The 24,394-nt window shown below is 63.9% G+C and carries 23 protein-coding genes; 12 read left to right on the top strand and 11 right to left on the bottom strand.

Going from position 1 to position 24,394, the window contains the following annotated elements; all coding sequences use genetic code 11:
- Nucleotides 1-24: 24 nt before the first annotated feature.
- The 4 genes from LB555_RS18855 to LB555_RS18840 all read right to left on the bottom strand — a co-directional run bounded on the left by LB555_RS18855 (nucleotide 25) and on the right by LB555_RS18840 (nucleotide 4,285).
- Nucleotides 25-1,128: an ABC transporter ATP-binding protein gene (locus tag LB555_RS18855; protein WP_411969424.1), complete on the bottom strand. Its 1,104-nt coding sequence runs from the start codon at nucleotides 1,126-1,128 to the stop codon at nucleotides 25-27.
- A complete protein-coding gene (locus LB555_RS18850) occupies nucleotides 1,128-2,063 on the bottom strand; it encodes a carbohydrate ABC transporter permease (RefSeq protein WP_140721116.1) in 936 nt (311 codons plus the stop codon). The genes LB555_RS18855 and LB555_RS18850 overlap by 1 nt, the downstream gene beginning before the upstream one ends.
- Complete coding sequence (locus LB555_RS18845; protein ID WP_015315676.1) at nucleotides 2,056-2,949, bottom strand: carbohydrate ABC transporter permease; 894 nt, start codon at nucleotides 2,947-2,949, stop codon at nucleotides 2,056-2,058. Before LB555_RS18845 ends, LB555_RS18850 begins: the two co-directional genes overlap by 8 nt.
- 97 nt (nucleotides 2,950-3,046) lie before the next feature.
- The gene (locus LB555_RS18840; protein ID WP_015315675.1) at nucleotides 3,047-4,285 is read right to left on the bottom strand and encodes an ABC transporter substrate-binding protein; all 1,239 of its coding nucleotides are present in this window, start codon (nucleotides 4,283-4,285) and stop codon (nucleotides 3,047-3,049) included.
- A 402-nt stretch (nucleotides 4,286-4,687) separates the two neighbouring features.
- Between LB555_RS18840 and LB555_RS18835 the strand changes: the two genes are divergently transcribed.
- Nucleotides 4,688-5,740, top strand: coding sequence for a LacI family transcriptional regulator (locus tag LB555_RS18835; protein ID WP_224683480.1), 1,053 nt, complete (start codon nucleotides 4,688-4,690; stop codon nucleotides 5,738-5,740).
- Nucleotides 5,741-5,797: 57 nt separating this feature from the next.
- On the opposite strand, the gene gndA is transcribed toward LB555_RS18835, so the two are convergent.
- The 6 genes from gndA to LB555_RS18805 form a co-directional block, all read right to left on the bottom strand.
- On the bottom strand, nucleotides 5,798-7,225 hold the full coding sequence (gndA, locus tag LB555_RS18830) for an NADP-dependent phosphogluconate dehydrogenase (protein ID WP_224683479.1): 1,428 nt from the start codon (nucleotides 7,223-7,225) through the stop codon (nucleotides 5,798-5,800).
- A gap of 116 nt (nucleotides 7,226-7,341) precedes the next feature.
- Nucleotides 7,342-8,976, bottom strand: coding sequence for a copper resistance CopC/CopD family protein (locus tag LB555_RS18825; protein WP_224683478.1), 1,635 nt, complete (start codon nucleotides 8,974-8,976; stop codon nucleotides 7,342-7,344).
- Between the two features lie 52 nt (nucleotides 8,977-9,028).
- Nucleotides 9,029-9,547 carry a YcnI family protein gene (locus LB555_RS18820; RefSeq protein WP_224683477.1) on the bottom strand — a complete coding sequence of 173 codons (519 nt, stop codon included), beginning with the start codon at nucleotides 9,545-9,547 and terminating at the stop codon, nucleotides 9,029-9,031.
- Between the two features lie 38 nt (nucleotides 9,548-9,585).
- Nucleotides 9,586-10,128 carry a copper chaperone PCu(A)C gene (locus tag LB555_RS18815; protein ID WP_224683476.1) on the bottom strand — a complete coding sequence of 181 codons (543 nt, stop codon included), beginning with the start codon at nucleotides 10,126-10,128 and terminating at the stop codon, nucleotides 9,586-9,588.
- Between the two features lie 94 nt (nucleotides 10,129-10,222).
- Nucleotides 10,223-10,579, bottom strand: a complete 357-nt coding sequence (locus LB555_RS18810) for a DUF2946 family protein (RefSeq protein ID WP_224683475.1) — start codon at nucleotides 10,577-10,579, stop codon at nucleotides 10,223-10,225.
- A gap of 118 nt (nucleotides 10,580-10,697) precedes the next feature.
- On the bottom strand, nucleotides 10,698-11,600 hold the full coding sequence (locus LB555_RS18805) for a GntR family transcriptional regulator (RefSeq protein ID WP_140618928.1): 903 nt from the start codon (nucleotides 11,598-11,600) through the stop codon (nucleotides 10,698-10,700).
- Between the two features lie 205 nt (nucleotides 11,601-11,805).
- Between LB555_RS18805 and LB555_RS18800 the strand changes: the two genes are divergently transcribed.
- The 6 genes from LB555_RS18800 to LB555_RS18775 all read left to right on the top strand — a co-directional run bounded on the left by LB555_RS18800 (nucleotide 11,806) and on the right by LB555_RS18775 (nucleotide 19,441).
- The gene (locus tag LB555_RS18800) at nucleotides 11,806-13,311 is read left to right on the top strand and encodes a UxaA family hydrolase (protein ID WP_015315665.1); all 1,506 of its coding nucleotides are present in this window, start codon (nucleotides 11,806-11,808) and stop codon (nucleotides 13,309-13,311) included.
- A gap of 61 nt (nucleotides 13,312-13,372) precedes the next feature.
- The gene (locus tag LB555_RS18795) at nucleotides 13,373-14,371 is read left to right on the top strand and encodes an aldo/keto reductase (protein WP_224683474.1); all 999 of its coding nucleotides are present in this window, start codon (nucleotides 13,373-13,375) and stop codon (nucleotides 14,369-14,371) included.
- Between the two features lie 330 nt (nucleotides 14,372-14,701).
- Entirely contained in the window at nucleotides 14,702-15,694 is a 993-nt protein-coding gene (locus LB555_RS18790) for an ABC transporter substrate-binding protein (protein ID WP_015315663.1), read from the top strand.
- Between the two features lie 150 nt (nucleotides 15,695-15,844).
- Nucleotides 15,845-17,398 carry a sugar ABC transporter ATP-binding protein gene (locus LB555_RS18785; protein ID WP_140618932.1) on the top strand — a complete coding sequence of 518 codons (1,554 nt, stop codon included), beginning with the start codon at nucleotides 15,845-15,847 and terminating at the stop codon, nucleotides 17,396-17,398.
- On the top strand, nucleotides 17,395-18,360 hold the full coding sequence (locus LB555_RS18780) for an ABC transporter permease (RefSeq protein WP_015315661.1): 966 nt from the start codon (nucleotides 17,395-17,397) through the stop codon (nucleotides 18,358-18,360). Before LB555_RS18785 ends, LB555_RS18780 begins: the two co-directional genes overlap by 4 nt.
- A gap of 64 nt (nucleotides 18,361-18,424) precedes the next feature.
- On the top strand, nucleotides 18,425-19,441 hold the full coding sequence (locus LB555_RS18775; RefSeq protein ID WP_224683473.1) for a zinc-binding alcohol dehydrogenase family protein: 1,017 nt from the start codon (nucleotides 18,425-18,427) through the stop codon (nucleotides 19,439-19,441).
- A 2-nt stretch (nucleotides 19,442-19,443) separates the two neighbouring features.
- Here the strand turns inward: LB555_RS18775 and phnF are convergent, their stop codons facing one another.
- A complete protein-coding gene (gene phnF, locus LB555_RS18770; RefSeq protein WP_140661676.1) occupies nucleotides 19,444-20,193 on the bottom strand; it encodes a phosphonate metabolism transcriptional regulator PhnF in 750 nt (249 codons plus the stop codon).
- 111 nt (nucleotides 20,194-20,304) lie between these two features.
- Between phnF and phnG the strand changes: the two genes are divergently transcribed.
- Genes phnG through phnK form a run of 5 tightly spaced genes read left to right on the top strand, consistent with a single transcriptional unit; the run spans nucleotide 20,305 to nucleotide 24,172 of the window.
- A complete protein-coding gene (phnG, locus tag LB555_RS18765; RefSeq protein ID WP_224683472.1) occupies nucleotides 20,305-20,766 on the top strand; it encodes a phosphonate C-P lyase system protein PhnG in 462 nt (153 codons plus the stop codon).
- A complete protein-coding gene (gene phnH, locus LB555_RS18760; RefSeq protein ID WP_224683471.1) occupies nucleotides 20,766-21,377 on the top strand; it encodes a phosphonate C-P lyase system protein PhnH in 612 nt (203 codons plus the stop codon). Before phnG ends, phnH begins: the two co-directional genes overlap by 1 nt.
- Before the next feature lies 1 nt (nucleotide 21,378).
- Complete coding sequence (locus tag LB555_RS18755; RefSeq protein ID WP_224528985.1) at nucleotides 21,379-22,491, top strand: carbon-phosphorus lyase complex subunit PhnI; 1,113 nt, start codon at nucleotides 21,379-21,381, stop codon at nucleotides 22,489-22,491.
- A complete protein-coding gene (locus LB555_RS18750; protein ID WP_015315655.1) occupies nucleotides 22,488-23,399 on the top strand; it encodes an alpha-D-ribose 1-methylphosphonate 5-phosphate C-P-lyase PhnJ in 912 nt (303 codons plus the stop codon). Before LB555_RS18755 ends, LB555_RS18750 begins: the two co-directional genes overlap by 4 nt.
- On the top strand, nucleotides 23,396-24,172 hold the full coding sequence (gene phnK, locus LB555_RS18745) for a phosphonate C-P lyase system protein PhnK (RefSeq protein ID WP_015315654.1): 777 nt from the start codon (nucleotides 23,396-23,398) through the stop codon (nucleotides 24,170-24,172). Before LB555_RS18750 ends, phnK begins: the two co-directional genes overlap by 4 nt.
- Nucleotides 24,173-24,394: the final 222 nt, after the last annotated feature.

Here is a 24,394-nt window from a genome sequence, read left to right as displayed (position 1 = left end):
TTGGGAGGATGGTTTTCTTGGGAGCTACATGCGGTTGCCGGATGGAGTATCGAACAGCGAGGCGCGGGCAGGATCAAAGCCGATCCTGATCGGGTCGCCATTGCGCAGCGTTTTTTCCGCCTCGACACGGAAGGAAAAAATGCGGCCGCCGAGCTTCGTCCACACCAGCGTATCGGAGCCCATCGGCTCGACGATCTCGACGGCGGCATCGGTGGCGAAGGGCATGGAATTCGCGGCCTCGCCAAAGGCAACGTGCTCGGGGCGAATCCCGAACACGCAAGGCCCGCTCTTGTTGCCGGCGCCATCGAAGCCATAGCGCTCGAGCGGTATGGTCAAATCCCCGGTCTTGAACACCGCCGTCGTGCCGGTCTCCAGCTGCCCCTCGACGAAATTCATCGCAGGCGAACCGAGGAAGCCGGCGACAAACCGGTTGACCGGGCGGTTGTAGATGGTCTGCGGCGCGTCGAGCTGCTGGATGACGCCGCCCTTCATCACCGCGATGCGGTCGGCCAGCGTCATCGCCTCGATCTGGTCGTGGGTGACATAGATCATCGTGTTCTGCAGCTTGCGGTGCAGAAGCTTGATCTCGACGCGCAGCTCTGAACGCAGCTTGGCATCGAGATTGGACAGCGGTTCGTCGAACAGGAAGACGTCGACATCGCGCACCAGCGCCCGTCCGATCGCCACGCGCTGGCGCTGGCCGCCGGAAAGGGCCGCCGGCTTGCGCTGCAGCAACGGCTCGATCTGCAGGATCTCGGCGGCGCGCGCGATGCGCTTGGCGATCTCGTCCTTGGCGATGCCGGCGACACGCAGCCCGAAGGACAGGTTCTTCTCCACCGTCATTTGCGGATAGAGCGCATAGGACTGAAAGACCATGCCGATGCCGCGGTCCTTGGGCTCTTCCCAGGTGACGTTCTTGCCCTTGATGAAGATGCGGCCTTCCGAAATGTCGAGCAGGCCGGCGATGCAGTTGAGCAAGGTCGACTTGCCGCAGCCGGAGGGTCCGAGCAGCACGATGAACTCGCCTTCGGCGACATCGAGATTGAGCGTCTGCAGCACCGAGACCGCGCCGAAGTTCAGCGACAGGTCTTGGATCGAAACGCTGGTGCCGTTCGCCGCCATCGCCATCACCCTTTCACCGCGCCGGCGGCGATGCCGCGCACGAACAATTTGCCGGAAATGAAATAGACGATCAGCGGCACCAACCCGGTCAGGATGGTGGCGGCCATGTTGACGTTGTATTCCTTCACGCCTTGCACCGAATTGACGATGTTGTTGAGCTGCACCGTCATCGGATAGGTGTCGGGACGGGTGTAGACGACGCCGAACAGGAAGTCGTTCCAGATGCCGGTCACCTGCAGGATGACGGCGACGACGAAGATCGGCAGTGACATCGGCAGCATGATGCGCAGGTAGATGCCCCAGAAGCCGGCGCCATCGACGCGCGCCGCCCGGAACAGTTCCTCCGGCATGGAGGTGAAATAATTGCGGAACAGAAGCGTCAGGATCGGCATGCCGAAAATGGAATGCACGATCACCAGGCCGGTAAGGCTGCCATAGAGGCCGATCTCGCGCAGGATGATGACGATGGGATAGATCATCACCTGGTAGGGAATGAAGGCGCCGACGATCAGGATGATAAAGAAGGTGTCGGCGCCCTTGAAGCGCCAGTTGGCCAGCGCGTAGCCGTTCACCGAGGCGATGGCGATCGACAGGATCACCGAGGGAACGGTGATGCGCACCGAATTCCAGAACCCGCGCGAAAGCCCGTCGCAATTGAGGCCGGTGCAGGCCTGCGACCACGCCTTGACCCAGGGCTCGAAGGTGATCTCGAGCGGCGGCGAGAAAATGTTGCCGAGGCGGATCTCCGGCATGCCCTTCAGCGAGGTGACGACCATCACATAGAGCGGCAGGAGATAGTAGAGCGCCACCACGATGAGCGTGCCGTACAGGAAAATGTTACGGCGCGAGAACATGTGCCGCGGCTTTGGTCCGCTCGGGCCGGAGGCGCCAGCCCGGAGGTTTGACGACGTGGCGGACAAGGAGACGGCATGATCAGACACGCTTGCGGCCTCCGAATTCGAGATAGGCCCACGGCACGATGACGATCATCACCGACAGCAGCATCATGGTCGAGGCGGCAAAGCCCTGGCCGAGATTCTGGGCGAAGAACATGTAGTCATAGACGTATTTGGCCGGCACTTCGGAGGCGATGCCCGGCCCGCCGCTGGTCTGCGCGACGACGAGGTCATAGACCTTGACGATGCCGGACGCGATGATCACCAGCGTGGTGATGAAAACCGGCCGCATCATTGGGATGATGATGAACAGATAAGTCTTCCACATGGGAATCCCGTCCACCCGTGCGGCCTTCCAGATGTCCTCGTCGATGCCGCGCAGGCCCGCCAGCATCAGGCACATGATCAGCCCCGTGCCTTGCCAAAGCGCCGCGATCGATATGCCGTAGATGACGATGCTGGAATTGTAGAGCGGATTGAAGTCGAAGCTGGTCCAGCCGAGGCTTCGTACCACGCCCTGGACGCCGAAATCCGGATTGAGCAGCCATTGCCAGACAAGGCCGGTGACGATGAAGGAGAGCGCGAAGGGGTAGAGGAAGATGGTGCGGAACGTGTCCTCGAAACGGATCTTCTGGTCGAGCAGGGCCGCCAGCAGAAAACCGATCACCAGCGAGAACACCAGTGAGATCACACCGTAGATCAAGAGGTTCTCGATCGAAATCAGCCAGCGCGGCGTCGCCCACAGCCGGTAATACTGGTCGAGCCCGACGAAATTCAGCCGCGGCAGCAGCTTCGAATTGGTGAAGGAATAGAGCACCGTCCACGCGGTGCCGCCGACAAAGACCACCATTGCGGTGAGGATCATCGGGATCGAAGCGACCTTCGCGTTGAGATTGCGGAAGAGTTGGCTCGGGCGTTCGCTCTTGCTCATCGGTACAGCCGTGCTGGATCGGATAAGGGCGGAAAGTCAGCACGCCTTGGCTCCCGGCCCTGTCTGGCAAGGTCGGGAGCGGACGGCTCGTCGGTCGTCAATCAGCCGAAGCGATGATGTCGGCGAAGCGCTTCTGCGCCTCTTCGAGGCTCATGTCGGGCTTGGCGAAGAACTCCGAGAACAGGTCCTCCTTCTGCTTCTGGCTGTCCTGCGAGAGCAGCTGGTCCGTCCACGGGATGACCGCGCCCTTGGCCAGGATGGCGAGACCTTTCTTCATGCAGTCATTGGCCGCGTTGAGGTCGACGTCGCCGCGCACCGGCAGCGAGCCCTTCTTGAGGTTGAAGGCGACCTGGGTCTTGGGATCGAGCAGCGTCTCGGCCAGCACCTCCTGCGCCTTGGCCTTGTCGGCGTCCTTGAGCAGCGGGAAATAGAAGGCGTCGCCGCCCGTTGCGATGACCTCGTTCAGGCCGAGGCCGGGAAGGCAGGTGTAATCCTTGCCGGCGGTCTTGCCGGCGACCTGGAACTCGCCCTGCGCCCAGTCACCCATGATCTGGCCGCCGGCCTTGCCGGTGATGACCATGTTGGTGGCCTGGTTCCAGTCCTGCACATTCGTGTTCTTGGCCATCTTGCGCGCATCGTCGGCCGCTTTGAACACCTTGGCGACTTCAGGACCGGCTGCGAACTTGGCGTCCTTGTCCTTGTAGACCTTGAGGAAGGTGTCGGTTCCACCGACCGCGGCAAGCAGCACGTCGAAGGCGCCCGATGCCTGCCAGGCCTGCCCACCGACCGCGAGCGGCACGATGCCTGCCTTCTCCAGCGCCGGAGCGGCGGCCACATACTCGTTCCAGTTCTTCGGCACCGGCACGCCGGCCTTCTCGAACGCCGCGTTCGACAGCCACAGCCACTGCCAGGAATGGATGTTGACCGGCACGCAATAGATCTTGCCGTCGATGGTGCAAGAGTCGAGCAGGCTCTTGGGCCGTACCACTTCCGTCCACTTGCCCTTGGTGGCGACATCGGTGAGATCGCGCATCAGGCCAGCCTGAACCAGCTCTTCCGCTTGCCTGCCGTGATTGAACTGCGTGGCCCCCATCGGATCGCCGCCGGTGATGCGGCTGATCATGATCGGCCGCGCCGTGCCGCCGGATCCGGCGATGGCGCCGTCGACCCAGTGATTGCCGGTGGCGTCGAATGCCTTGGCGAGTTCGGCGACCGCCGCCGCCTCGCCGCCGGAGGTCCACCAATGGGTGACTTCCAGATCGGTCGCGGCCGCCGGCCCGGCAAAGTTGAGAGCAACCGTCGCGGCAAAGGCAGCGGTCAGGAATTTGTATCGCATTTCGGCTTCCTCCCAGAAATCTGAAACGTTACAGATTTTCGATACGGCAATTGAAGACCATACGCAACCCCTTCCGGCAGAATGTCACTTTGACATTTTTCGAGCTGCGAACAAAATCATCTCGCTGCCGCGGCATTGTGCGACGCAATATGCAAAACTGCACCGCTCTCTAGGTAAGAGCAGCAAGAAACTTGCCAAGAGCACGCTTCCCTCTGAATCCCAACGTTTTTTCGGCCTGCGGTTGACGGCGTCTTTTTGCGTCCGCCCGCGCCCGTTTACACCGATCGTGACAAGCTGTAACGTTTCAGTATACTGCTTCCACTGCAGGTGACGCGCCATGGGGAGCGGCCGCAACATTGCCGGGCTGCCCGGCGGCTGCTATGCGCCTGATGGGCGGGACGGATGAACAGACAGCGCACGGCCAAGGATGACGAGGCGACGGCACAGGAGCGGCCGACGCTGAAGACGCTTGCCTTCATGACCGGGCTCGGCGTCACCACCGTCTCGCGGGCCTTGAAGGACGCGCCCGAGATCGGCGCCGAGACTAGGCGCCGAGTCCAGCTCGTGGCCAAGCAGATCGGCTATCGGCCGAACCGCGCCGGCGTGCGCCTCAGGACCGGCAAGACCAATGTCATCAGCCTCGTGCTCAACACTGAGCACGAACTCATGAGCTTTGTCTCCGACATCATCTATGGCGTCACGGAAGTCATCGCCGACACGCCCTACCACCTGATCGTCACGCCCTATTCGCGCTCGCAGGATCCGCTGGATCCGGTGCGCTATCTCGTGGAGACCGGCTCCGCCGACGGCGTCATCATTTCACGCACGCAGCCGAACGATCCCCGGGCCCGCTACATGCTGGAGCGCGGCATTCCCTTCGCGACCCACGGCCGCACCGATATGGGGCTCGTGCATCCCTATCATGATTTCGACAACCACGCCTTCGCGGCCGAGGCGGTGCGCCATCTCGCCGGCCTAGGCCGCCGCCGGCTCGCTTTGGTGACGCCGCCGGTGGGTTTGAGCTACTACCGCCACACGGTCGACGGCTTTGCCGATGCGCTGAGCGAAGTCGGCGCTAGCGAGGTGCCCTTCAACACCGTTTCGATCGACCATTCGATCGAACAGATCAGGACGAGGACCGCGCAGCTGATGCGGCGCGACATCAGGCCGGACGGCATCGTCAGCAGCGCCGCCGCCGCGACCCTCGCCATCGTCGCCGGCATCGAGGACGCCGGCCTCAAGCTCGGCCGCGACGTCGACGTGGTGTCGAAGCAGTCGTCGGAACTGCTGCATCTGTTCAGGCATGAATTGCTGGTCGTGAACGAAGACTTCCGCCTGGCCGGGTCCGAACTCGCCCGCTCGGTGCTCGGCTGGATCGGCGGCGCCGCGCCCGGCTCGCTGCAGAGCCTGAGCGAACCGAAGGGCGTCGTGGCCTATCGGCGCTTCGGTGAATAGACTCCTTTTTACGCAATTCAGGACGGAAAACCGCCACGCAATCTTCCTGGAATTGATCTAGCCAGCCGCGCCGCTGCCCCACGGCCCATGGAACGCACCCTGCTCGCCGATGCGCTCGAAACCATGCGCCCCGAAGAAGTCGCGCTGCGCCTGGATCAGGTTCGAGGTGCCGCGGCCCTGGCGGTAGCTGTCGAAATAGGCAAGAGCCGACGACAGTGCAGGCACCGGCGCGCCGGCTTCGGAAGCCCTGGCCACGACGCGACGCAGCGACGGATGCGCCTCCTGCATCATGGTGATGAAGGCTGGCGCCATGAGCAGGCTGGTGGAAGCATCGCCGCTGCCGAGCGCTTCGGCCATCGTGTCGAGCATCTGCGAGCGGATGATGCAGCCGGCGCGCCAGATCTTGGCGATGGTCGGCATCGGCAGGTTCCAGTTGAACTCCTTCGAAGCGCCGCTCATCACCGCGAAGCCCTGCGCGTAGGCGGCGATTTTGCCGGCGAACAGCGCCAGTTCGAGGTCTTTCAGCAGCGCGTCCTTGTCGCCGGAAATCCTGGTCACGCCGATATTGCCATAGGCTTTTTCCGCCGCCTGCCGCTCGTCCTTGATCGACGACAGCACGCGCGCCGCCACCGCCGCTTCGATCGCGGTCGCCGGAATGCCGAGCTGCTGCGCCTCGATGACGGACCATTTGCCGGTGCCCTTCTGGCCGGCGCGGTCGAGGATGATGTCGACCACCGGCTTGCCGGTCTTCGGATCGTCGGCGGCGAGCACCTTGGCGGTGATCTCGATCAGGTAGGAATTGAGCCGGCCCTTGTTCCAGTTGGAAAATACCGTGGCGATCTCCTTCGGCCCCATGCCCAGGCCGTCACGCAGGATGCCGTAGATTTCGGCGATCATCTGCATGTCGGCATATTCGATGCCGTTATGGATGGTCTTGACGAAATGCCCGGCGCCGTCGGTGCCGAGCCATGCGGCGCAAGGTTCCTCCTTGAACTTGGCGGAGATCGCGGTCAGCACCTTCTCGACGCGCTTCCAGGAGTCTTCCGTGCCGCCGACCATGATCGAGGGTCCGTGGCGCGCGCCCTCCTCACCGCCGGAGACACCCATGCCGATGAAGGTCAAACCCGAGCCAGAGAGCTCGGAGAAGCGCCGCATCGTATCGCGGAAATTGGCATTGCCGGCATCGATGACGATATCGTTGTCGGACAGCACGCCACGCAGCGCTTCGATCTGCTCGTCGACCGGCTTGCCGGCCAGCACCATGATGATGATCGGACGCGGCGGCCGGATCGCGGCGGCGAGTTCCTCCAGGCTGTAGCAGGGGACGACCATGTCCCTGAGCGCACCGGAATTCTCGACGAAAGCGTCGGTGCGTGCCCTTGTGCGGTTGAAGACGGCGATGCGGTGCCCGTGCTCGGCGATGTTCAGCGCCAGGTTGGAGCCCATAGTGCCAAGGCCGATCAGGCCGATTTCGGCTTTTTCCATCGTTTCTTCCCTGCTTTCGGATCTGGTGTTTTCGAGCTTGCGCTCATTGTTGCTTGAATGATTGACGGCCCTTCAGGCCCGCGTCAACCGCCTCGCCCAATTGTGTGGCTGGGGCGTTACGGTCTGATGTCGACCGGCGCCTCGATCTTCACCATCTCGAAGTCCGAGACCAGGATGTCTATGCGCACCATCCAGCGGCCGGGTACCGGGATGATGAGGTTGTCGACACGCCAGCTGCCGTCGCCGGGCCTGGTCGCCGCGCGCTTCAGCGGTTCGATGCCGGAATCGGGCTTCGACAGCACCAGCGTCACCTCCTTGGCGTCGAGCGGTCCGAAATCGCCGGTCATGATGATCATCGAGGCGACCACCGGCCCCGCATGGCCTGGCGTGATGCTGAGATCGGCCATCGCCTGCAGCGCATGGATGTGGACCGAAACCGGCTGCGCCGCCGCGATCGCCAGTGCTCGTGGCGGCGGCGTGAAGCGCCAGCCCGCGGCGACTCCGAAGATCGCCAGCACGATCAGCACTTCGACGCTGACCGAGCGGGTGAGCCTGCGTTGCACCTCGGTCGCTCCCGCCTCGGCCGAAGCGGTGAGCTTCCAGCGATTGACTGCGGCAAGGGTGAACAGGAAGACCAGCAGCACGAGCTTGACCAGCAGCAGCCGGCCATAGGCTGTGTCGAGCAGCGCCGAGGGTATCTGCACCTGGATCACGGCCAGCACGATGCCTGCCGCGGCAAGCAAGGCCACCACAGGCAGGATTGCCCATGAGAAGTGGTGCAGGAATTCGACGGCGCCCGCCGCTTGACGTTTCAGCGCGAGACCGAGCGGCACCAAAGCGCCCGCCCAGAAAGCGATGCCGACGCCATGCACGAAGACCAGCGGCCGTGTCAGCCATTGCGGTTCGGCGGCACTGGCATGGCCGCTGGCGGCGAGTGCGACGCCGACGCCAGCCAGTCCGGCAAGGGCAAGCGGCCTGGCGGCCGCGCGCGGTCCGGCCAGCGACAGCAGGCCAAGTCCCAAGGCGACCAGGGCGATCAGCACCGTCCAGCCGAAGCTGGTGCCGAGCCCGGTGCGCCAGATCACCGGCTGCGCCAGATGGGAGAGCGGCGCCCCCAGCGCATCGAGACCCTGAAAGCCCAGCGACAAGGGTGCCGCCATCAGCCCGCACAAGATCGCGGCCGTGACAAAGCGACGGCCGGCACGGCCATCCCCGGCCAGCCAGGCAAAGGCGAACGCGCCGCCAATGCCGAAGAAAAGGCCCATGTAGAGAAAAACATTGCCGATCCAGATCGCCGACCGCAGCGGCCAGTCAATCGCCTCGGAGACGGCCGGCGGCTCGCTTGGCGCGCCGACGGAAAACAGCAGCGAGCCGCCGACCGGATGGCCGTCGGCGGAAATGACACGCCAGCTCAGCACGTGCGTGCCGGATTTGAGCGCCCGCGGATTGTCGATCTCGACCGTCTGGTCGCTGAGACGGAAGTCGGTCAGCGGAACCGGGGTGCCGTCGGGCGTCACCAGCGTCAGCACCAGCGGCGAGACCGGCTCGCTGAAGGTAAGCGAGAACCGCGCTGGGGCCTGCGCCAGCACCGCACCGTCGGCCGGATCGGTCTTGATCAGCGCCGCATGGGCAAGGGCCTGGCTTGTCGAGGCCATGACGATGAGCGCCATGGCCGCAGCGAGCAGCCCGCCGGCAACCCAGCCGACGAGCTTGCTGTTCGTATCGACTATCCAGGAAGGTATTGCGATCATGCCATGCCATGGGGATGCGGCGCTCCGACAAGCAGAGCGCCAGGGAGAAAAGCTATGTCTTCGGCGTGAGCTTGATCCCGGGCGCCGGGTTCTCCAGCGCGTCCTCATCCTGTCCGGCCGCCGGAATCTCGATCCAGCGGGCGGCGGCATCGCCGCATTCCTGCACCACCGGGAAGTACAGCTTCTGGCCGGCGGGCAGGTCGGCCGTCAGCGTCGCGCGGAAGACGAACTCGTCGTAGAATTCATCCGGCAAGTTGCCGCCGCTCCAGTCGACTTCCTTGACCCCATCGGCAACCGCCTGACCATAGAGCTGGTAGGATTTTTCATATTTGCCCTTCTTGGCCTGCAGCGTCCAGCCTGGCTTCGGCATCGGCTTCACCGCGATCACCCCTTCTGGGATCTGCACGCGCACGGCCGTCGTCGCCTTGCCGTCGCAGCCATGCGGCACGCGCAGCACAGCCTTGTAGGTCGAGCCGACTGCCGCCTCCTGGGTCTCCAGCGTGATGTGCGCGAAGGCGGCATTTGTCCCCAGCACGAGAAACGCGCCGGCCGCCAAAAGATATTTGTTCATGATGGTCCCTCTGATTTCAAAATCGGTGATCGGCGCGATCAATTGGCGTGGTCGTCCATGCCGCCCATTTCGCCCATGCCTTCGACGGCGAACTCGACATTGACCGTGCCGGCCTTCTCGAAGGTCAGCGTGGCGGCGAATTTTTCACCCTGCTTGGGTTGCCGCTTCAGGCCGATAAACATCAGGTGGTAGCCACCGGGTGCCAGCGCGACCTTGCCGCCTGCCGGGACTTCCAGGCCACCATCCACTGGCCGCATGGTCATGACGCCGTCCTTGACACCCATTTGATGCAGCTCGGCCTTTTCCGAGACGTCGGAGGAAATCGACAGCAGCCGGTCCGGTGTACTGCCTTTGTTGACGATGGTGAAATAGCCGCCGGCCACCTTGGCGCCGGCTGGCGTGGCGCGCGACCAGGGGTGTTCGATTTCGAGATCGCCGACCTTGAATTCATGCGCCAGGACGGCCTGGGCGCCCAGGAAGACAAGCGCGAGGGCTAACGCGCCAATGCCGAGATCGGCTTTGAAGCGAGACAGGGTGCGGCCGAACACAGTGCCCGCCAATATACGGAAAGAATGGGACATGGTTGCTCCATGACGTGATGATCGCGCCGTCGCCGGTCGCGAATGCTTGATCTTGGATGAGTACGCTCGCGAAAGGTTCCGCAAGCAAGCAGGCTCAAGCCACCAATGGGGGCGCGCGCGGATTCGATGGGGAGCGTTCGCGGGCGAAGTCGAGATGCGTGGTCGCCGGGAAGACGAAGGCGACGGCCTCGAAGGAAAGGGACGCAAGCGCAAGCCCGGCATCGGCCGGCGGCGCATAGGCCGGCGAAAACATGCTGCAGCCGAGTGTGCAGCAGGCCGGCGGATGGGACGGGTGCTGGTCGCCGCCGGGAAGCTGTGTCGCGCCATCGTGGGTACAGATGACGTTGCCGAAGGCATCGAGCTGCGCGGTATCAGGCCCGATGCTGAAGGCGAACGCACCAAGTGTCGACTGGAGCAACAGCAGACAGGCCGCGACAAGCGCGACCGGCATGCTCCAGCGTCTCTCCCGGCGGTTCACCATTTGCCTCTTCAAACGATCGATGACTATCCCTACCACGGCAGCCAGAGGTCGAAAATCGTCAATTCCATGCTGCGGCAACACGGCAGGATCAGTTCTTTTGAGACGGCCGGCTTTCCGGGATGGAGGTCAGCAATGTCTGGCGGGCCGACTTCAGGTGCTTGCGGCAGGCGGCATCGACCTTGCCGAGATCGCGCGACTTGAGCGCCTCGATATAGGCCAGATGTTCGCCGATCGCGACTTCGTTGCGCTCGCGTTCCTGTGCCTTGTTCCACTGGTAGTGGTAGTGGAAGATCATGGCGATGACGTCGTAGAAATCGACGATGAAGCGGTTGCGTGAGGCGCGATGAATGAGCCGGTGCAAGCGCTCGTCCAGCTCCGAGAACTCATTGAAACGCGTCGCGATCTCGCGTGCCAGAACGCGGTGTTCCCCTTCCAGCCGATCGAGATCGCCCCATACCGGACTGTCCTGCGGCAGCGCCGTGAAGGCGGCGGCCGAGCGCAATTCGAACATTTCGCGGATCTCGGTCAGTTCCAGCGCGAAGGCCCGCGTGAAGCCTTTCAGCACCCAATGGCTGTTGCGGCGTTTTTCGATCAGGCCGAAGCGGGAGAAGCGGATCAGGAACTCGCGTACGCTGGTGGTGCCGACGCCGATCTCGCGCGCCAGTTCGAGCTCGTTGATCTGCATGCCGGCCTCGGCGCCGCCGGCCAGCAGCCTGCGCATGAACGACCGTTCGATGATCTCGGCCAGCGTGTCGGTCTCTTCCTCGGGAAAGAAATCATCCGCACGTGGATCGCGCAGCACCGTCTTGGCGCGCTTGTTCCAGGCGATCAACCCGGTTTCTTCCATGCGCGCCAGGATGCTGCGCACGGTCGTGCGGCTGACTCCCAGCAAGGCGCCAAGTTCCGGTTCCGAGGGCAGGCTGCGCGTCTCATCGAGCAGCCTCAGACAACGGTTATAGGCGTCCTTGTAGACGTTGTTGCTCTTCGACATCCCTGACCCGTTGCACGCCAGCGCTTGCGGCGGCCGGCTTGAAGCGCAATATGACGTTCCATCGTCTGCAGCGCCACCACTTACCCAGGGCGGAACCGCCGTGAAAAAACAATTGACGCAAAACTGTTTTTTCACGATAAAAGACATTAACTCTTAACAGGCGCGTGTCAATCCGCGCATCCCAGGATCACCCAGGAAACCGCCCGTGAACGTCTCGAATACCATTCTTCTGTCCCCCGCCGACAATGTCGCCGTTGCCAATGGGCGCATCGAGATCGGCACCGCGCTGCCGGGTGGCGCGCTCGCTGCCACCGTCATCGAGCCCGGCCACAAGGTGGCGATCAAGCCGATTGCCGCGGGTGAAGCCGTGGTCAAATACGCTCAGGCGATCGGTCGCGCCACGCAGGACATCGCGCCCGGCGAGCATGTCCATTCGCACAATCTGGTCTTCGAGGCCGGCCGCCTCCCCGTGGTGCCGCCAAGCGAGGCCGAGCATGCGACGGAAGCGGACCGCGCCCGGACATTCATGGGCTATCGCCGCGCCGACGGCCGCGCCGGCACCCGCAACTTCATCGGCATCATCGCCAGCGTCAATTGCTCGGCCACCGTCTGCCATTCGATCGCCGACACCGCCAACCGGACCCTTTTGCCGAAATATCCCGGGATCGATGGCTTCGTGCCCATCGTCCATGGCCAGGGCTGCGGCATGAGCGGCACCGGCGACGGCATGATGGTGCTGCACCGCACGCTGGCCGGCTATGCCCGCCACCCGAATTTCGGCGGCGTGCTGATGGTCGGGCTCGGCTGCGAGGTCAACCAGCTCACGCTTTACGGCCAGAAGGGTGCCGCCGCCGGCAAGCGCCACTTCAACATCCAGGATGCCGGCGGGTCGCGCAAATCGGTCGAAAAGGCGATGGGCGTGCTGGCCGAGATCGCCGAGGAAGTCGGCCAGTTGAAGCGCGAGCCGATCCCCGTCAGCGAGATCGTCGTCGGCCTGCAATGCGGCGGCTCCGATGGCATGTCGGGTATCACGGCCAATCCAGCGCTGGGTGCGGCCGTCGACATCCTCGCTGGCGTCGGCGGCATCGGCATCCTCTCCGAGACGACGGAAATCTATGGCGCCGAGCACCTGCTCGCCTATCGCGCCGCAAGCCCCGAGGTCGCCAAGAAGCTCGATGGCTACGTGAAATGGTGGGAGGATCACGTCGCCAAGCATGGCGCCTCGATCGACAACAACCCATCGCCCGGCAACAAGCGCGGCGGCCTAACCACCATCCTGGAAAAGTCGCTGGGCGCGGTCGCCAAGGGCGGCCAGACGCCGCTTAACGGCGTCTTCGGCTACGCCGAGAAGGTCACCGGCAATGGGCTGGTGTTCATGGACACGCCCGGCTACGACCCGGTCTCTGCCACCGGTCAGGTCGCGGGCGGCGCCAACGTCATCGTCTTCACCACCGGCCGCGGCTCCTGCTTCGGCTGCCGGCCGACTCCCTCGATCAAGGTCGCCACCAACTCGACCATGTATCACCAGATGGAAGAGGACATGGACGTCAATTGCGGCGTCATTGCCTCCGGCGAAAAGACCATCGCCGGCATGGGCCGGGAGATCTTCGAACTGATCGTCGAGACGGCTTCGGGCCGCAAGACCAAGAGCGAGGATTTTGGCTACGGGGACAACGAATTCGTGCCCTGGCATCTCGGCGCGACGCTCTGATTTCGATTGATGTCTGGTAGACTGCCCGGCCGGACAGGTGGCCGGGATAGGGAGGTTGCGCATGGAAAAACGCCGCATCGGCCAGACCGCGTTGGAGGTCACCGAAGTCAGTTTCGGCGGCGCCGCGATCGGCGGCCTCTACCGGGCGTGTTCGCGCGAAGCGGCAATGGAAACGCTGCAGGGTGCCTGGGAGGCGGGCCTGCGCTATTTCGACACCGCGCCCTTCTACGGTTTCGGCCTGTCGGAACGGCGCTTCGGCGATTTCCTGCGCTACAAGCCACGTGATTCCTATGTGTTGTCGACCAAGGTCGGCCGCCTGCTTCACCCGGTGCCCGAAGATCAGGTGCCAGACCACTCCTATGTCGATCCGCTGCCCTTCGCGCTGGACTACGACTATTCCTATGACGGCATCATGCGCTCGGTCGAGTTCAGCTATGCGCGCCTTGGGCTAAACAGGATAGACATCCTGTTTGTCCACGATATCGGCGTTTACACGCACGGTGTCGAGAAAACCAAATTGCACTTTCGCCAGTTGATGGACGGCGGCCTCAAGGCGCTCGAGGAGCTGAAGCGGGCCGGCACGATTTCCGCCTACGGGCTCGGCGTCAATGAAGTCCAGATCTGCCTCGACGTGATGCGCCGCGCGCCGCTCGACTGCATCCTGCTCGCCAGCCGCTATTCCTTGCTCGACCGCAGCGCGGAAGCCGAATTGCTGCCGCTGTGCCGGGCGCAACGGACCTCGCTTGTCATTGGCGGGGTTTTCAACTCAGGCATATTGGCGACCGGGCCGGTGCAACGGGCGCATTTCGACTACCAGCCCGCCAGCCGCGATGTTCTCGACCGTGTCGACGCCATGGAGAAGATCGCCGCTGAAGGTGGCTACCCGCTGCCCGCCGCCGCGTTCCAGTTTCCTTTGCACGAACCCGCGGTCGCCACTGTGCTGACCGGTACCGCAAAATTGGCAAACCTGACGCGCAACCTCGAACTGCTCGATATCGACGTGCCGGAGACGGACTATGCCAGGTATCGTCCCTACACGGTGGTGCAGGAACTGCATTGAAGCGCATCGTCGCGATGTGCACGGGCGCGCGACCCGCCTTCGCGATGTCGCGATCCAAAGAAGAATGAACATTCCATATTGACTGAGCTATGGAATTAATATTCCATAGCTTTACAGAACGGAAACGGGAGCGCCTGACCGCGACAAGGGAGAAGCCGCCGCTAGGGGAGTCATTGTCTGGAAGAACTGGCTGAAACACCGCTTGCATCGGCTGGATCGATGCACTATCAAAACGGTGCAACTGTTTTTTATTGATAAAGTTCTGTTTGGGCTACGCCTATCCGGACGGAGCTTCCGTTAACGTTCACCGGGCGACTTAGGGAGGATCTTATGAAATTCGTGACCAGCATTCTCAACCGCCGCGCCGTCATGGCCCTGGCGGCAGCATCGATGCTCACCGGCGTCATGCATACCGCACCGGTTTCGGCGGCGGATGTGACTATCCCGATCATCGTCAAGGACACCACGTCCTTCTACTGGCAGATCGTTCTGGCCGGCGCCCGCAAGGCCGGCAAGGATCTCGGCATCAACGTGCCGGAACTCGGCGCCCAGGCCGAGACCGACGTCAACGGCCAGGTCTCGATCCTCGAGAACGCCGTCGCCAGCAACCCGGCCGCGATCGTGATCGCGCCCACCGAGTTCAAGGCGCTGGGCAAGCCGATCGATGAAGCGGCCGCCAAGGTCAAGGTCATCGGCATCGACTCCGGCGCCGACTCCAAGGCCTTCACCTCGTTCCTGACCACCGACAACGTGCAGGGCGGACGCGTCGCCGCGGACGGCCTTGCCGCCGCCATCGGCGCCGCTAATGGCGGCAAGATCGAGGGCGACGTCGCCCTGATCACCAACGCTCCCGGCGCCGGCTCGCTCGAACAGCGCAAGCAGGGCTTCACCGAGCAGCTCAAGGCAAAATATCCCGGCCTGAAGCTGGTCGCCGACAAATACGCCGACGGCCAGGCCACCACCGGCCTCAACATCGCCACCGACCTGATCACCGCCAATCCGAACCTCAAGGGCATCTTCGCCTCCAACCTGATCATGGCGCAGGGCGTCGGCCAGGCCGTCGCCGAGAACAACCTTGGCGGCAAGCTGGCGCTGGTCGGCTTCGACAGCGACGAGAAGCTGATCAAGTTCCTCAACGACGGCGTCATTTCCGCCCTCGTCGTCCAGGATCCCTACCGGATGGGCTATGACGGCATCAAGACCGCGCTCGCCGCCTCGAAGGGCGAAAAGGTCGAGGCCAATGTCGACACCGGCGCCAATCTGGTGACCAAGGCCAATATGAAGGACCCCAAGATCGACGCGCTGCTCAATCCCAAGCTCTAAGCAGCCGGCGTTCAAAACCGCTTCCGGGGCCAGAGGCCCCGGAAGCATCCGCCGCCAAAGCGGCTTGGCGATCAGCCTGTTTGGCTTTGCCTGAAAGACGACCGCAGCCTCGCCGAATGCCAACCGCGGGGCCAATCTGGGAGGATTGTCATGACGCCGACGGCGCAGGAACTGCATCCGGCCCCCGTGCTGGAACCCGGCAGGACCATCCTCGAACTGCGCGGGCTGGAAAAACGCTACCCCGGCACCCATGCGCTGAAGCCGGTCAATCTCGCCTTCAAGTCAGGCGAAATCCACGCCATCGTCGGCGAGAACGGCGCCGGCAAATCGACCCTCATCAAACTCCTGACCGGCGTCATGCCGCGCACCTCTGGCGAGGTCCTCTGGGAAGGCCAGCCGGCAGCCCTGGCGACGCCGCATGAAGCGATGGCGCTCGGCATCAATGCCGTGCACCAGGAAGTCGTGCTGTGCCGTCACCTGACGGTCGCCGCCAACATGTTCCTTGGCGAGGAAAATTCCCGTTTCGGCATCCTGCAGCAGCGCGCCATGGTCAGGGAAGCGCAGACGATCATCGACGATCTCGGCTTCGACCTGCCGGCGCATGTCGTGCTGGGTGATCTCACCATCGGCCAGCAACAGCTGATCGCCGCTGCCCGCGCCACGGTGCGCGGCACCAAATTCCTGATCTTCGACGAACCCACGGCCTACCTCACCCGCAAGGAGGCCGACCAGCTTTTCACGCTGATCCGGCGCCTGAAGGGTGAAGGCGTGACGATCATCTACATCAGCCATCGCATGGAGGAGGTCTTCGAACTCGCCGACCGGGTTTCCGTGCTGCGCGACGGCACGCTGGTCGGCACACGCAATATCGCCGAGACCAATGATGCCGAGCTGGTCAAGATGATGATCAACCGCTCTATCGAACAGGTCTATCACAAGGAGCATTTCACGCCGGGCGCTCCGATCGTCGAAACAAGGAACCTGTCGGGCAAAGGCTTCGAGAACATCTCGATGACGGTGCGTGCCGGTGAGATCGTCGGCCTCTACGGACTGATCGGCGCCGGCCGCAGCGAGTTCGTCACCTCGCTCTATGGACGTCACAAGAAGTCGGCCGGCCAGATCCTGTGGGAAGGCAAGGACGTCCAGATCAACTCCGAGCACGACGCGATCAAGCTCGGCATGGCACTGGCGCCGGAAAGCCGCCGCGACCAAGGCCTTTGCCTCAATTTGCCGGTCGGCCTCAACCTCAATTTGCCGATCTACAAGCGCATCTCCAGCAATCTGTTGATCTCGAATGCGAAAGAGAAGGCCGAGGCCGACCGTCAGATCGCCGGCCTGAGGATCAAGACGCCGACGCGCGGGGCGCTGGCGTCGAGCCTTTCGGGCGGCAACCAGCAGAAGATCGTCATCGGCAAATGGCTGGCGCACGGCGCCAAGCTGTTCATCTTCGACGAACCGACGGTCGGCGTCGATGTCGGCACCAAGGCGGAGATCTATCGCCTGTTCGGCGAGCTGTTGTCGAAGGGCGCCGGCATCATCCTGATCTCGTCCTATTTGCCGGAGGTCTACGAACTGGCCGACACGCTGCACGTGTTCCGGCGCGGCAAGCTGGTGGCCACGCACGGGTTCCATACCGCCAGTCACGAGGACATTCTCACGCAGGCGCTCGCCGAGAAACAAGAAAAACTGGGAGGACAGACATGAGCATCGAGGCGATCCCCGCCGAAAAACCGAAGCGCAACTACAACGTCCTGTTCGGGCTGACGCTGCTGGCGCTGCTGGTGCTGCTCTGGATCGTCCTGTCCCTGGCGACGCCAAGCTTCGCCTCGGGCAACAACATCGCCAATCTTCTGCGGCAGGGCTCGATGATCGCCATCATGGCGGTCGGCCAGACCTTCGTCATCATCACCGGCGGCATCGATCTGTCGGTCGGCGCGGTGGTCGGCTTCGCCACCGTCGTCGTCGCCATGCTGATCAATGCCGGCGTTCCGATCGCGGTCGCCATCCTGATCACCTTGCTCGTCGGTGTCGCCATCGGCCTTTTCCATGGCTTCGGCATCGTCAAGATGGGCTTGCCGCCCTTCATCATCACGCTGGCGACGCTGACCTCGCTGCGCGGCATCGGCCTTTTGATGACCAACGGCAACTCGATCAACATCAACAGCGACAGCTTTACCGCCTTCTCGCGCAATTCCTTTATCGGCATCCCCAATTTGTTCTGGATGGTGATCCTGGTGGGTGTGCCCGCCTATGTCTTCCTGCATCACAGCCGTTGGGGCCGCTACCTCTTTTCGGTCGGCTCCAACGCCGAGGCCTCGCGCCTGTCCGGCGTCAATGTCCAGCGCACCATCTACATGGCTTATACGCTGTCCGGCCTGTGCGCGGCCTTCGTCGGCGTGCTGCTCGCCGCCCGCATCGGCATCGGCAACCCGACCCAGGCCGAGGGCTGGGAACTGCAGGCGATCGCCTCTTCGGTCATCGGCGGCACCTCGCTGTTCGGCGCGGTCGGCTCGGTGCACGGGCCGCTGCTTGGCGCCTTCATCCTGGCCACCATCAACAACGGCGCCAACCTGCTCAACGTCAACTCGTTCTGGCAGCGCATCATCACCGGCGCGCTGATCATCATCATCGTCTACTTCGACGGACTGCGCCGCCGCGGCAAATGACGCATTCCGATCGATCGCCGGCCTGACGCGGGCCGGCGATTTCTTGAACAGACTGGATCAAAGCATGAAAGCCGTCGTCTGCCGCTCGCCCGGCGACCTTGTTGTCGAAGACCACCCGGCTCCCGGCGCCCCGCCTCCCGGCTGGGCCCTGGTGGCGGTCAGTCATGTCGGCATCTGCGGCACCGACTACCATATCTTCGAGGGTAAGCACCCTTTCCTCGCCTATCCCCGCATCATGGGCCATGAAGTCTCCGGCACAGTGACCGAGCGGGGCGAAGGCGTCGACCTCGCCCTTGGCGAACCGGTGATCATCAACCCCTACCTTTCCTGCGGCAAATGCATCGCCTGCCGGCACGGCAAGCCCAATTGCTGTGTCAGGATCGAAGTGCTCGGCGTGCACCGCGACGGCGCGATGTGCGAACAGATCCTGGTGCCGGCTAAGAATCTCTATCCCACCAACGGCCTGTCGCTCGCCGACACCGCCGCCGTCGAATTCCTGGCCATCGGGGCGCATGCCGTCCGGCGCGCCCGGGCCGAGCCTGGCGCCCGCACCCTGGTCATCGGCGCCGGCCCGATCGGGCTCGGCACCGCCATCTTCGCCCGCATTGCCGGGTTGGATGTGACACTTCTCGATATGAGCACCGAAAGACTGGTCTTCGCGGCGAGTGAACTCGGCTTTTCGATTCTCGACGGCTCGCAAGGACCCGTGTCCGATCTGGTGCGTGATGCGACCGACGGCGAAGGCTTCGACGTGGTCTTCGACGCCACCGGCAACACGCGATCGGTTCAATCGGCCTTTGCCCACGTCGCGCATGGCGGAGCGCTGGTGCTGGTCAGCGTCGTCAAGGACGATATTGTTTTTTCCGATCCCGAGTTCCACAAGCGAGAAATGACATTGATCGGCAGCCGCAATGCGTTGCGCGCCGACTTCGACCATGTCGCGGCCTCGATCCGCAATGGTGCCGTGCCGTTGGCCAAGCTTGTCACCCACCGCACCACGCTGGCCGATACGCCAGGAGATCTCGCACGCTGGGCGCATGAAAAGTCGGGCCTGATCAAGGCCGTGATCGAGATCGGATAGCCCTACAGCGCCGACAGCTTCAACTCCACCCGCTCGGCCGGAAAACGCGACTCCGAAAACTGGATCGGCTGGCCGTCGGGTGTGACATTGACCGCAACCGTGACCAGCACGATGGCGCCCGGCTGCAGATCGAGATCGGCGAGATCGGCGGCGTCGGCATGGCGCGCCGAGAGCACGGTCGATTGCCTGAGATAATCGTCGATACCGAAACGTGCGAGCGAGGCGGTGATAGAACCGGTTTGCGCCATCGCCTTGTCGATGCCGGCAAAGCGCCGGGCATCGAACCATCCAGCGGCGCGCGACACTGGCCGTCCGTCAGCCTCGCCGCGTGTCTCCAACCGGATCACCTCGGCACCCCTGGCAAGGCCAAGGCCTTCGGCCACGCGCTGGCTGGCGGGCTCGACCGACGAAGCGAGCAGCACGATGTGCCGTTCCGACGTCTGCCCCTGCAGGCCAGTCGAAAAGCGTGTCCGCGCGCCAATCGGATAGGACAGCCGCTTGCGTGACAGGACGAAGGTGCCGCGTCCCTGCTCGGCCCGCAGCACGCCCTCCTGCACGAGGGCCGATATGGCGCTGCGTACGGTGTGACGGTTGACGCCGTAGCGCTCGGCCAGCGCGACTTCGGGCGGCAGCGCGGCGTTTTCGGCGAAATCGCCGGCGGCGATGGATTGCAGGATCCTGTCGGCGATCTGGCGCCACAGTGAGACGCCGCTGCGCCGCTCGATGCTGTCGGCGACATCATGCCCGATCATGTTTTGCCCCCCGGCCTGTCACGCACCCGTCATGGACTCGCGTTAGGTAATATGTATAATTTGTATAGTTGTCTATATCAATAGACAAATTTAGCTGAGAGGAAGTTGGCGATGCGAGGACAGGAAGGCCGCGACCAGGCCGAGCGCAAGGCCGCCATGGCGACGCTGGCGCAATCGAGCGGCGACGACATCGTGCGGCTCTGGAACGAGTCCAGCCTGCCTTCGCAAGCCGAACTTCTGCGCGGTCCCGAGACGGGCCTGGTCACGGTGCGTGGCCGCATCGGCGGCGGCGGCGCGCCCTTCAATGTCGGCGAGGCGACCGTCACGCGTGCCACTGTCCGGCTGCCATCCGGGCAGGTCGGCCATTGCTACGCGCTTGGCCGCGACAAGCAGAAGGCGAAGCTGGGAGCAATAGCCGACGCGCTCTGGCAGGACCCTGCCCGCCGCACCGAGGTCGAGACCAGGCTGATCGCGCCTTTGCGGTCGGCGCTTGCCGCTGCCCAGGAAAAACGCCGCGCCGAGACGGCGGCAACGAAGGTGGATTTCTTCACCATGGTTCGCGGAGAAGATTGATGGATATCGCTGCGCAATCGATCGAGGGCGGTTTCGCCGATCCGGTCTTCAACGCTCAGACCGTGTTTCGGGCCGTCATGGATGCCATGGCGCGGCCGGGCAGTGTCCACCCCTTGCCACCCCTGGCCGGCCCGCCGGCGCCGCTTTCAGCGACATCGGGCGCCGTGGCACTGGCGCTATGCGACAACGACACGCCGCTCTGGCTCGACCCTGCCCTGCATGCCTCCGCCGCGATCGGGTCCTGGCTTGGGTTCCATACGGGCGCGCCGCTGGCCAACACGCCGGCCGACGCGCATTTCGCGTTTGTTGCCACGCCGGCCGAGATGATGGCGCTCGACGGTTTTTCACAGGGCACGCAGGATTATCCCGACCGATCGACGACGCTGATCCTGCAGGTCGGCGATCTCACTTCAGGGACCCCGCTCTTGCTGGAAGGCCCGGGCATTGAAACCAGCGCCACGATCGCGCCGGCACAGATGCCGCGCCATTTCGTCGAGCAGTGGAAGCAGAATATCAGGCGCTTTCCGCGCGGCGTCGACATCATCCTCGCCACATCGGACGGCATAGCCTGCCTGCCGCGCACGACGCGCATCAAGACGATGGAGGTGTAAGATGTATGTCGCGGTAAAAGGCGGCGAGGCCGCCATTGCCAACGCCCACAGCCTGCTCGCCGATCGCCGGCGCGGCGACCGCTCGGTGCCCGCACTTCGCCTCGACCAGATCGTCGAACAGCTGGCGCTCGGCGTCGACAGGGTGATGAGCGAAGGCTCGCTCTATGACCGTGAACTGGCCGCACTCGCCATCGTCCAGGCACGCGGCGACATGATCGAGGCGATCTTCCTGGTGCGCGCCTACCGCACAACGCTGCCGCGCTTCGGCTACAGCAAGCCGATCGACACCGGCGCCATGCTGGTCGAACGGCGCGTCTCGGCGACCTACAAGGATCTGCCAGGCGGCCAGTTGCTCGGTCCGACCTTCGACTACACGCATCGGTTGCTCGACCCTGAACTTGCCGCTGGCGCCGATGTCGCCGAGCCCTTGCAGCGCGAGACGGAAGCGCAGGCAATGCCGCGCGTCTCGGCGATCCTCGCCCGTGAAGGCCTGATCGAGCCCGATGGCCAGATGCCGCAGGACCATGTGCCCGGCGACATCACCCGCGAGCCGCTGGAATTCCCGATGGCGCGCGACATCCGCCTGCAGGCACTGTCGCGCGGCGACGAGGGTTTTCTGCTGGCGCTCGGCTATTCCACCCAGCGCGGCTATGCCCGCAACCATCCCTTCGTCGGCGAAATCCGCATCGGCGAGGTCGAGCTGGAACTCGACGTTCCCGAACTGCCCTTCGCCGTGCCGCTCGGCACGGTGCGCGTCACCGAATGCCAGATGGTCAATCAGTTCAAGGGCTCGGCCAAGGCGCCGCCGCAATTCACCCGCGGCTACGGCCTCGTCTTCGGCCAGAGCGAACGCAAGGCGATGGCCATGGCGCTCTGCGACCGCGCCTTGCGCGCCTCCGAGCTCGGCGAGGATATCGTCGCCGCCGCCCAGGACGAGGAGTTCGTCATCTCGCACTCCGACAATGTCCAGGCCACCGGCTTCGTCGAGCACCTGAAGCTGCCGCACTACGTCGACTTCCAGGCCGAACTCGATCTCGTACGTCGCATGCGCGCCGAGTACGAAGCACGCGAGAATCCAGCGAAGGCGGAAGAAAAAAAGGAGGCAGCGGAATGACTGCGCAACCGACAGACATCGCCACCTACAACTTCGCCTATCTCGACGAGCAGACCAAGCGGATGATACGCCGCGCGATCCTCAAGGGCATCGCCATTCCGGGCTACCAGGTGCCGTTCGCCTCGCGCGAAATGCCGATGCCCTATGGCTGGGGCACTGGCGGCGTGCAGGTCACCGCGTCGATTATCGGCCCCGACGATGTGCTCAAGGTCATCGACCAGGGCGCCGATGACACCACCAATGCCGTGTCGATCCGCGCCTTCTTCAAGAAAGTCGCTAACGTCGCGGTCACCACCGATACCGCCACCGCCACCATCATCCAGACCCGTCACCGCATCCCCGAACATCCACTCACGGCGGGCCAGGTGCTGGTCTACCAGGTGCCCATCCCCGAACCGCTGCGCTTCCTCGAGCCGCGCGAGACCGAAACGCGGAAAATGCATGCGCTGGAAGAATACGGCCTCATGCATGTGAAGCTCTATGAGGACATCGCCAAGCACGGCCGCATCGCCACCACCTATGCCTATCCGGTCAAGATCGAGGGCCGCTATGTGATGGACCCGTCGCCGACACCGAAATTCGACAATCCCAAGATGCACCGCTCGCCGGCCCTGCAGCTGTTCGGCGCCGGCCGCGAAAAGCGCATCTACGCCGTGCCGCCCTTCACCGATGTGGTGAGCCTCGACTTCGAGGATCATCCGTTCGAGGTGCAGACTTTCGATCAGCCCTGTGCGCTGTGCGCGGCCGAGAATGTCTATCTCGACGAGGTCATCCTCGACGACCATGGCGGCCACATGTTCGTCTGCTCCGATACCGATTATTGCGAGAAGCGGCGCGCCGACGGCCATCGCGGCCACCTTGCCCCCGAAACCGATCTTGCCGCAGGAAACATGGAGCCGGCGCAATGACCGACGAACCGCTGCTGCGCGTCTCGGCGCTCTCCAAGTTCTATGGCTCGCGGGTCGGCTGCGACAATGTCTCCTTCGACCTGTGGCCGGGCGAGGTTCTGGCGGTCGTCGGTGAGTCCGGCTCCGGCAAGACGACGCTCCTCAACTGCCTGTCGACGCGGCTGCTGCCTTCCTCCGGCACAGCCAGCTACCGCATGCGCGACGGCCAGTTCCGCGAGCTCTACCGCATGAGCGAGGCCGAGCGCCGCTTCCTGATGCGCACCGACTGGGGGTTTGTCCATCAGAACCCAGCCGACGGCCTGCGCATGACGGTCTCGGCCGGCGCCAATGTCGGCGAACGGCTGATGGCGGTCGGCGACCGCCACTACGGCAAGATCCGCGCTACCGCGGTCGACTGGCTGTCGCGCGTCGAGATCGAGGAAGACCGCATCGACGACGAACCGCGCGCCTTTTCCGGCGGCATGCGTCAGCGGCTGCAGATCGCCCGCAATCTCGTCACCGGGCCACGGCTGGTGTTCATGGATGAGCCGACCGGCGGCCTGGATGTCTCGGTGCAGGCCCGCCTGCTTGATCTCTTGCGCGGCCTGGTCACGGATCTCGGCCTTGCCGCGATCGTCGTCACCCACGACCTCGCGGTGGCGCGGCTTCTGTCGCAGCGCATGATGGTGATGAAGGATGGCCGCGTCGTCGAAAGCGGCCTCACCGACCGCGTCCTCGACGACCCGCGCGCGCCCTACACGCAATTGCTGGTTTCCTCGATTTTGCAGGTGTGATGATGGCGCCAGGCCACCACCCGCTGCCAAGCGAATTTTTCAACGTTGGCGATTGGCGAAACCGCCCGACACAGCCCCTTCTCCCCGTCACTATACGGGGAGAAGTGCCCGGCAGGGCGATGAGGGGCGGCGCTGACGTGGCGGGAACGTGCGTTGCGGACGCATCTGTCGTCCCGGCACCTTCGCCCTGCGCAAAGCAACTGCTCAGCCGGACCTCGGCGC

The sequence above is a fragment of the Mesorhizobium sp. BR-1-1-10 genome (assembly GCF_020165595.1).
In the GTDB taxonomy this organism is placed as follows: Bacteria; Pseudomonadota; Alphaproteobacteria; order Rhizobiales; family Rhizobiaceae; genus Mesorhizobium; species Mesorhizobium australicum.
The sequence above is the reverse complement of the archived record's forward strand: the minus strand, read 5'-3'. Positions and strand labels throughout refer to the sequence as shown.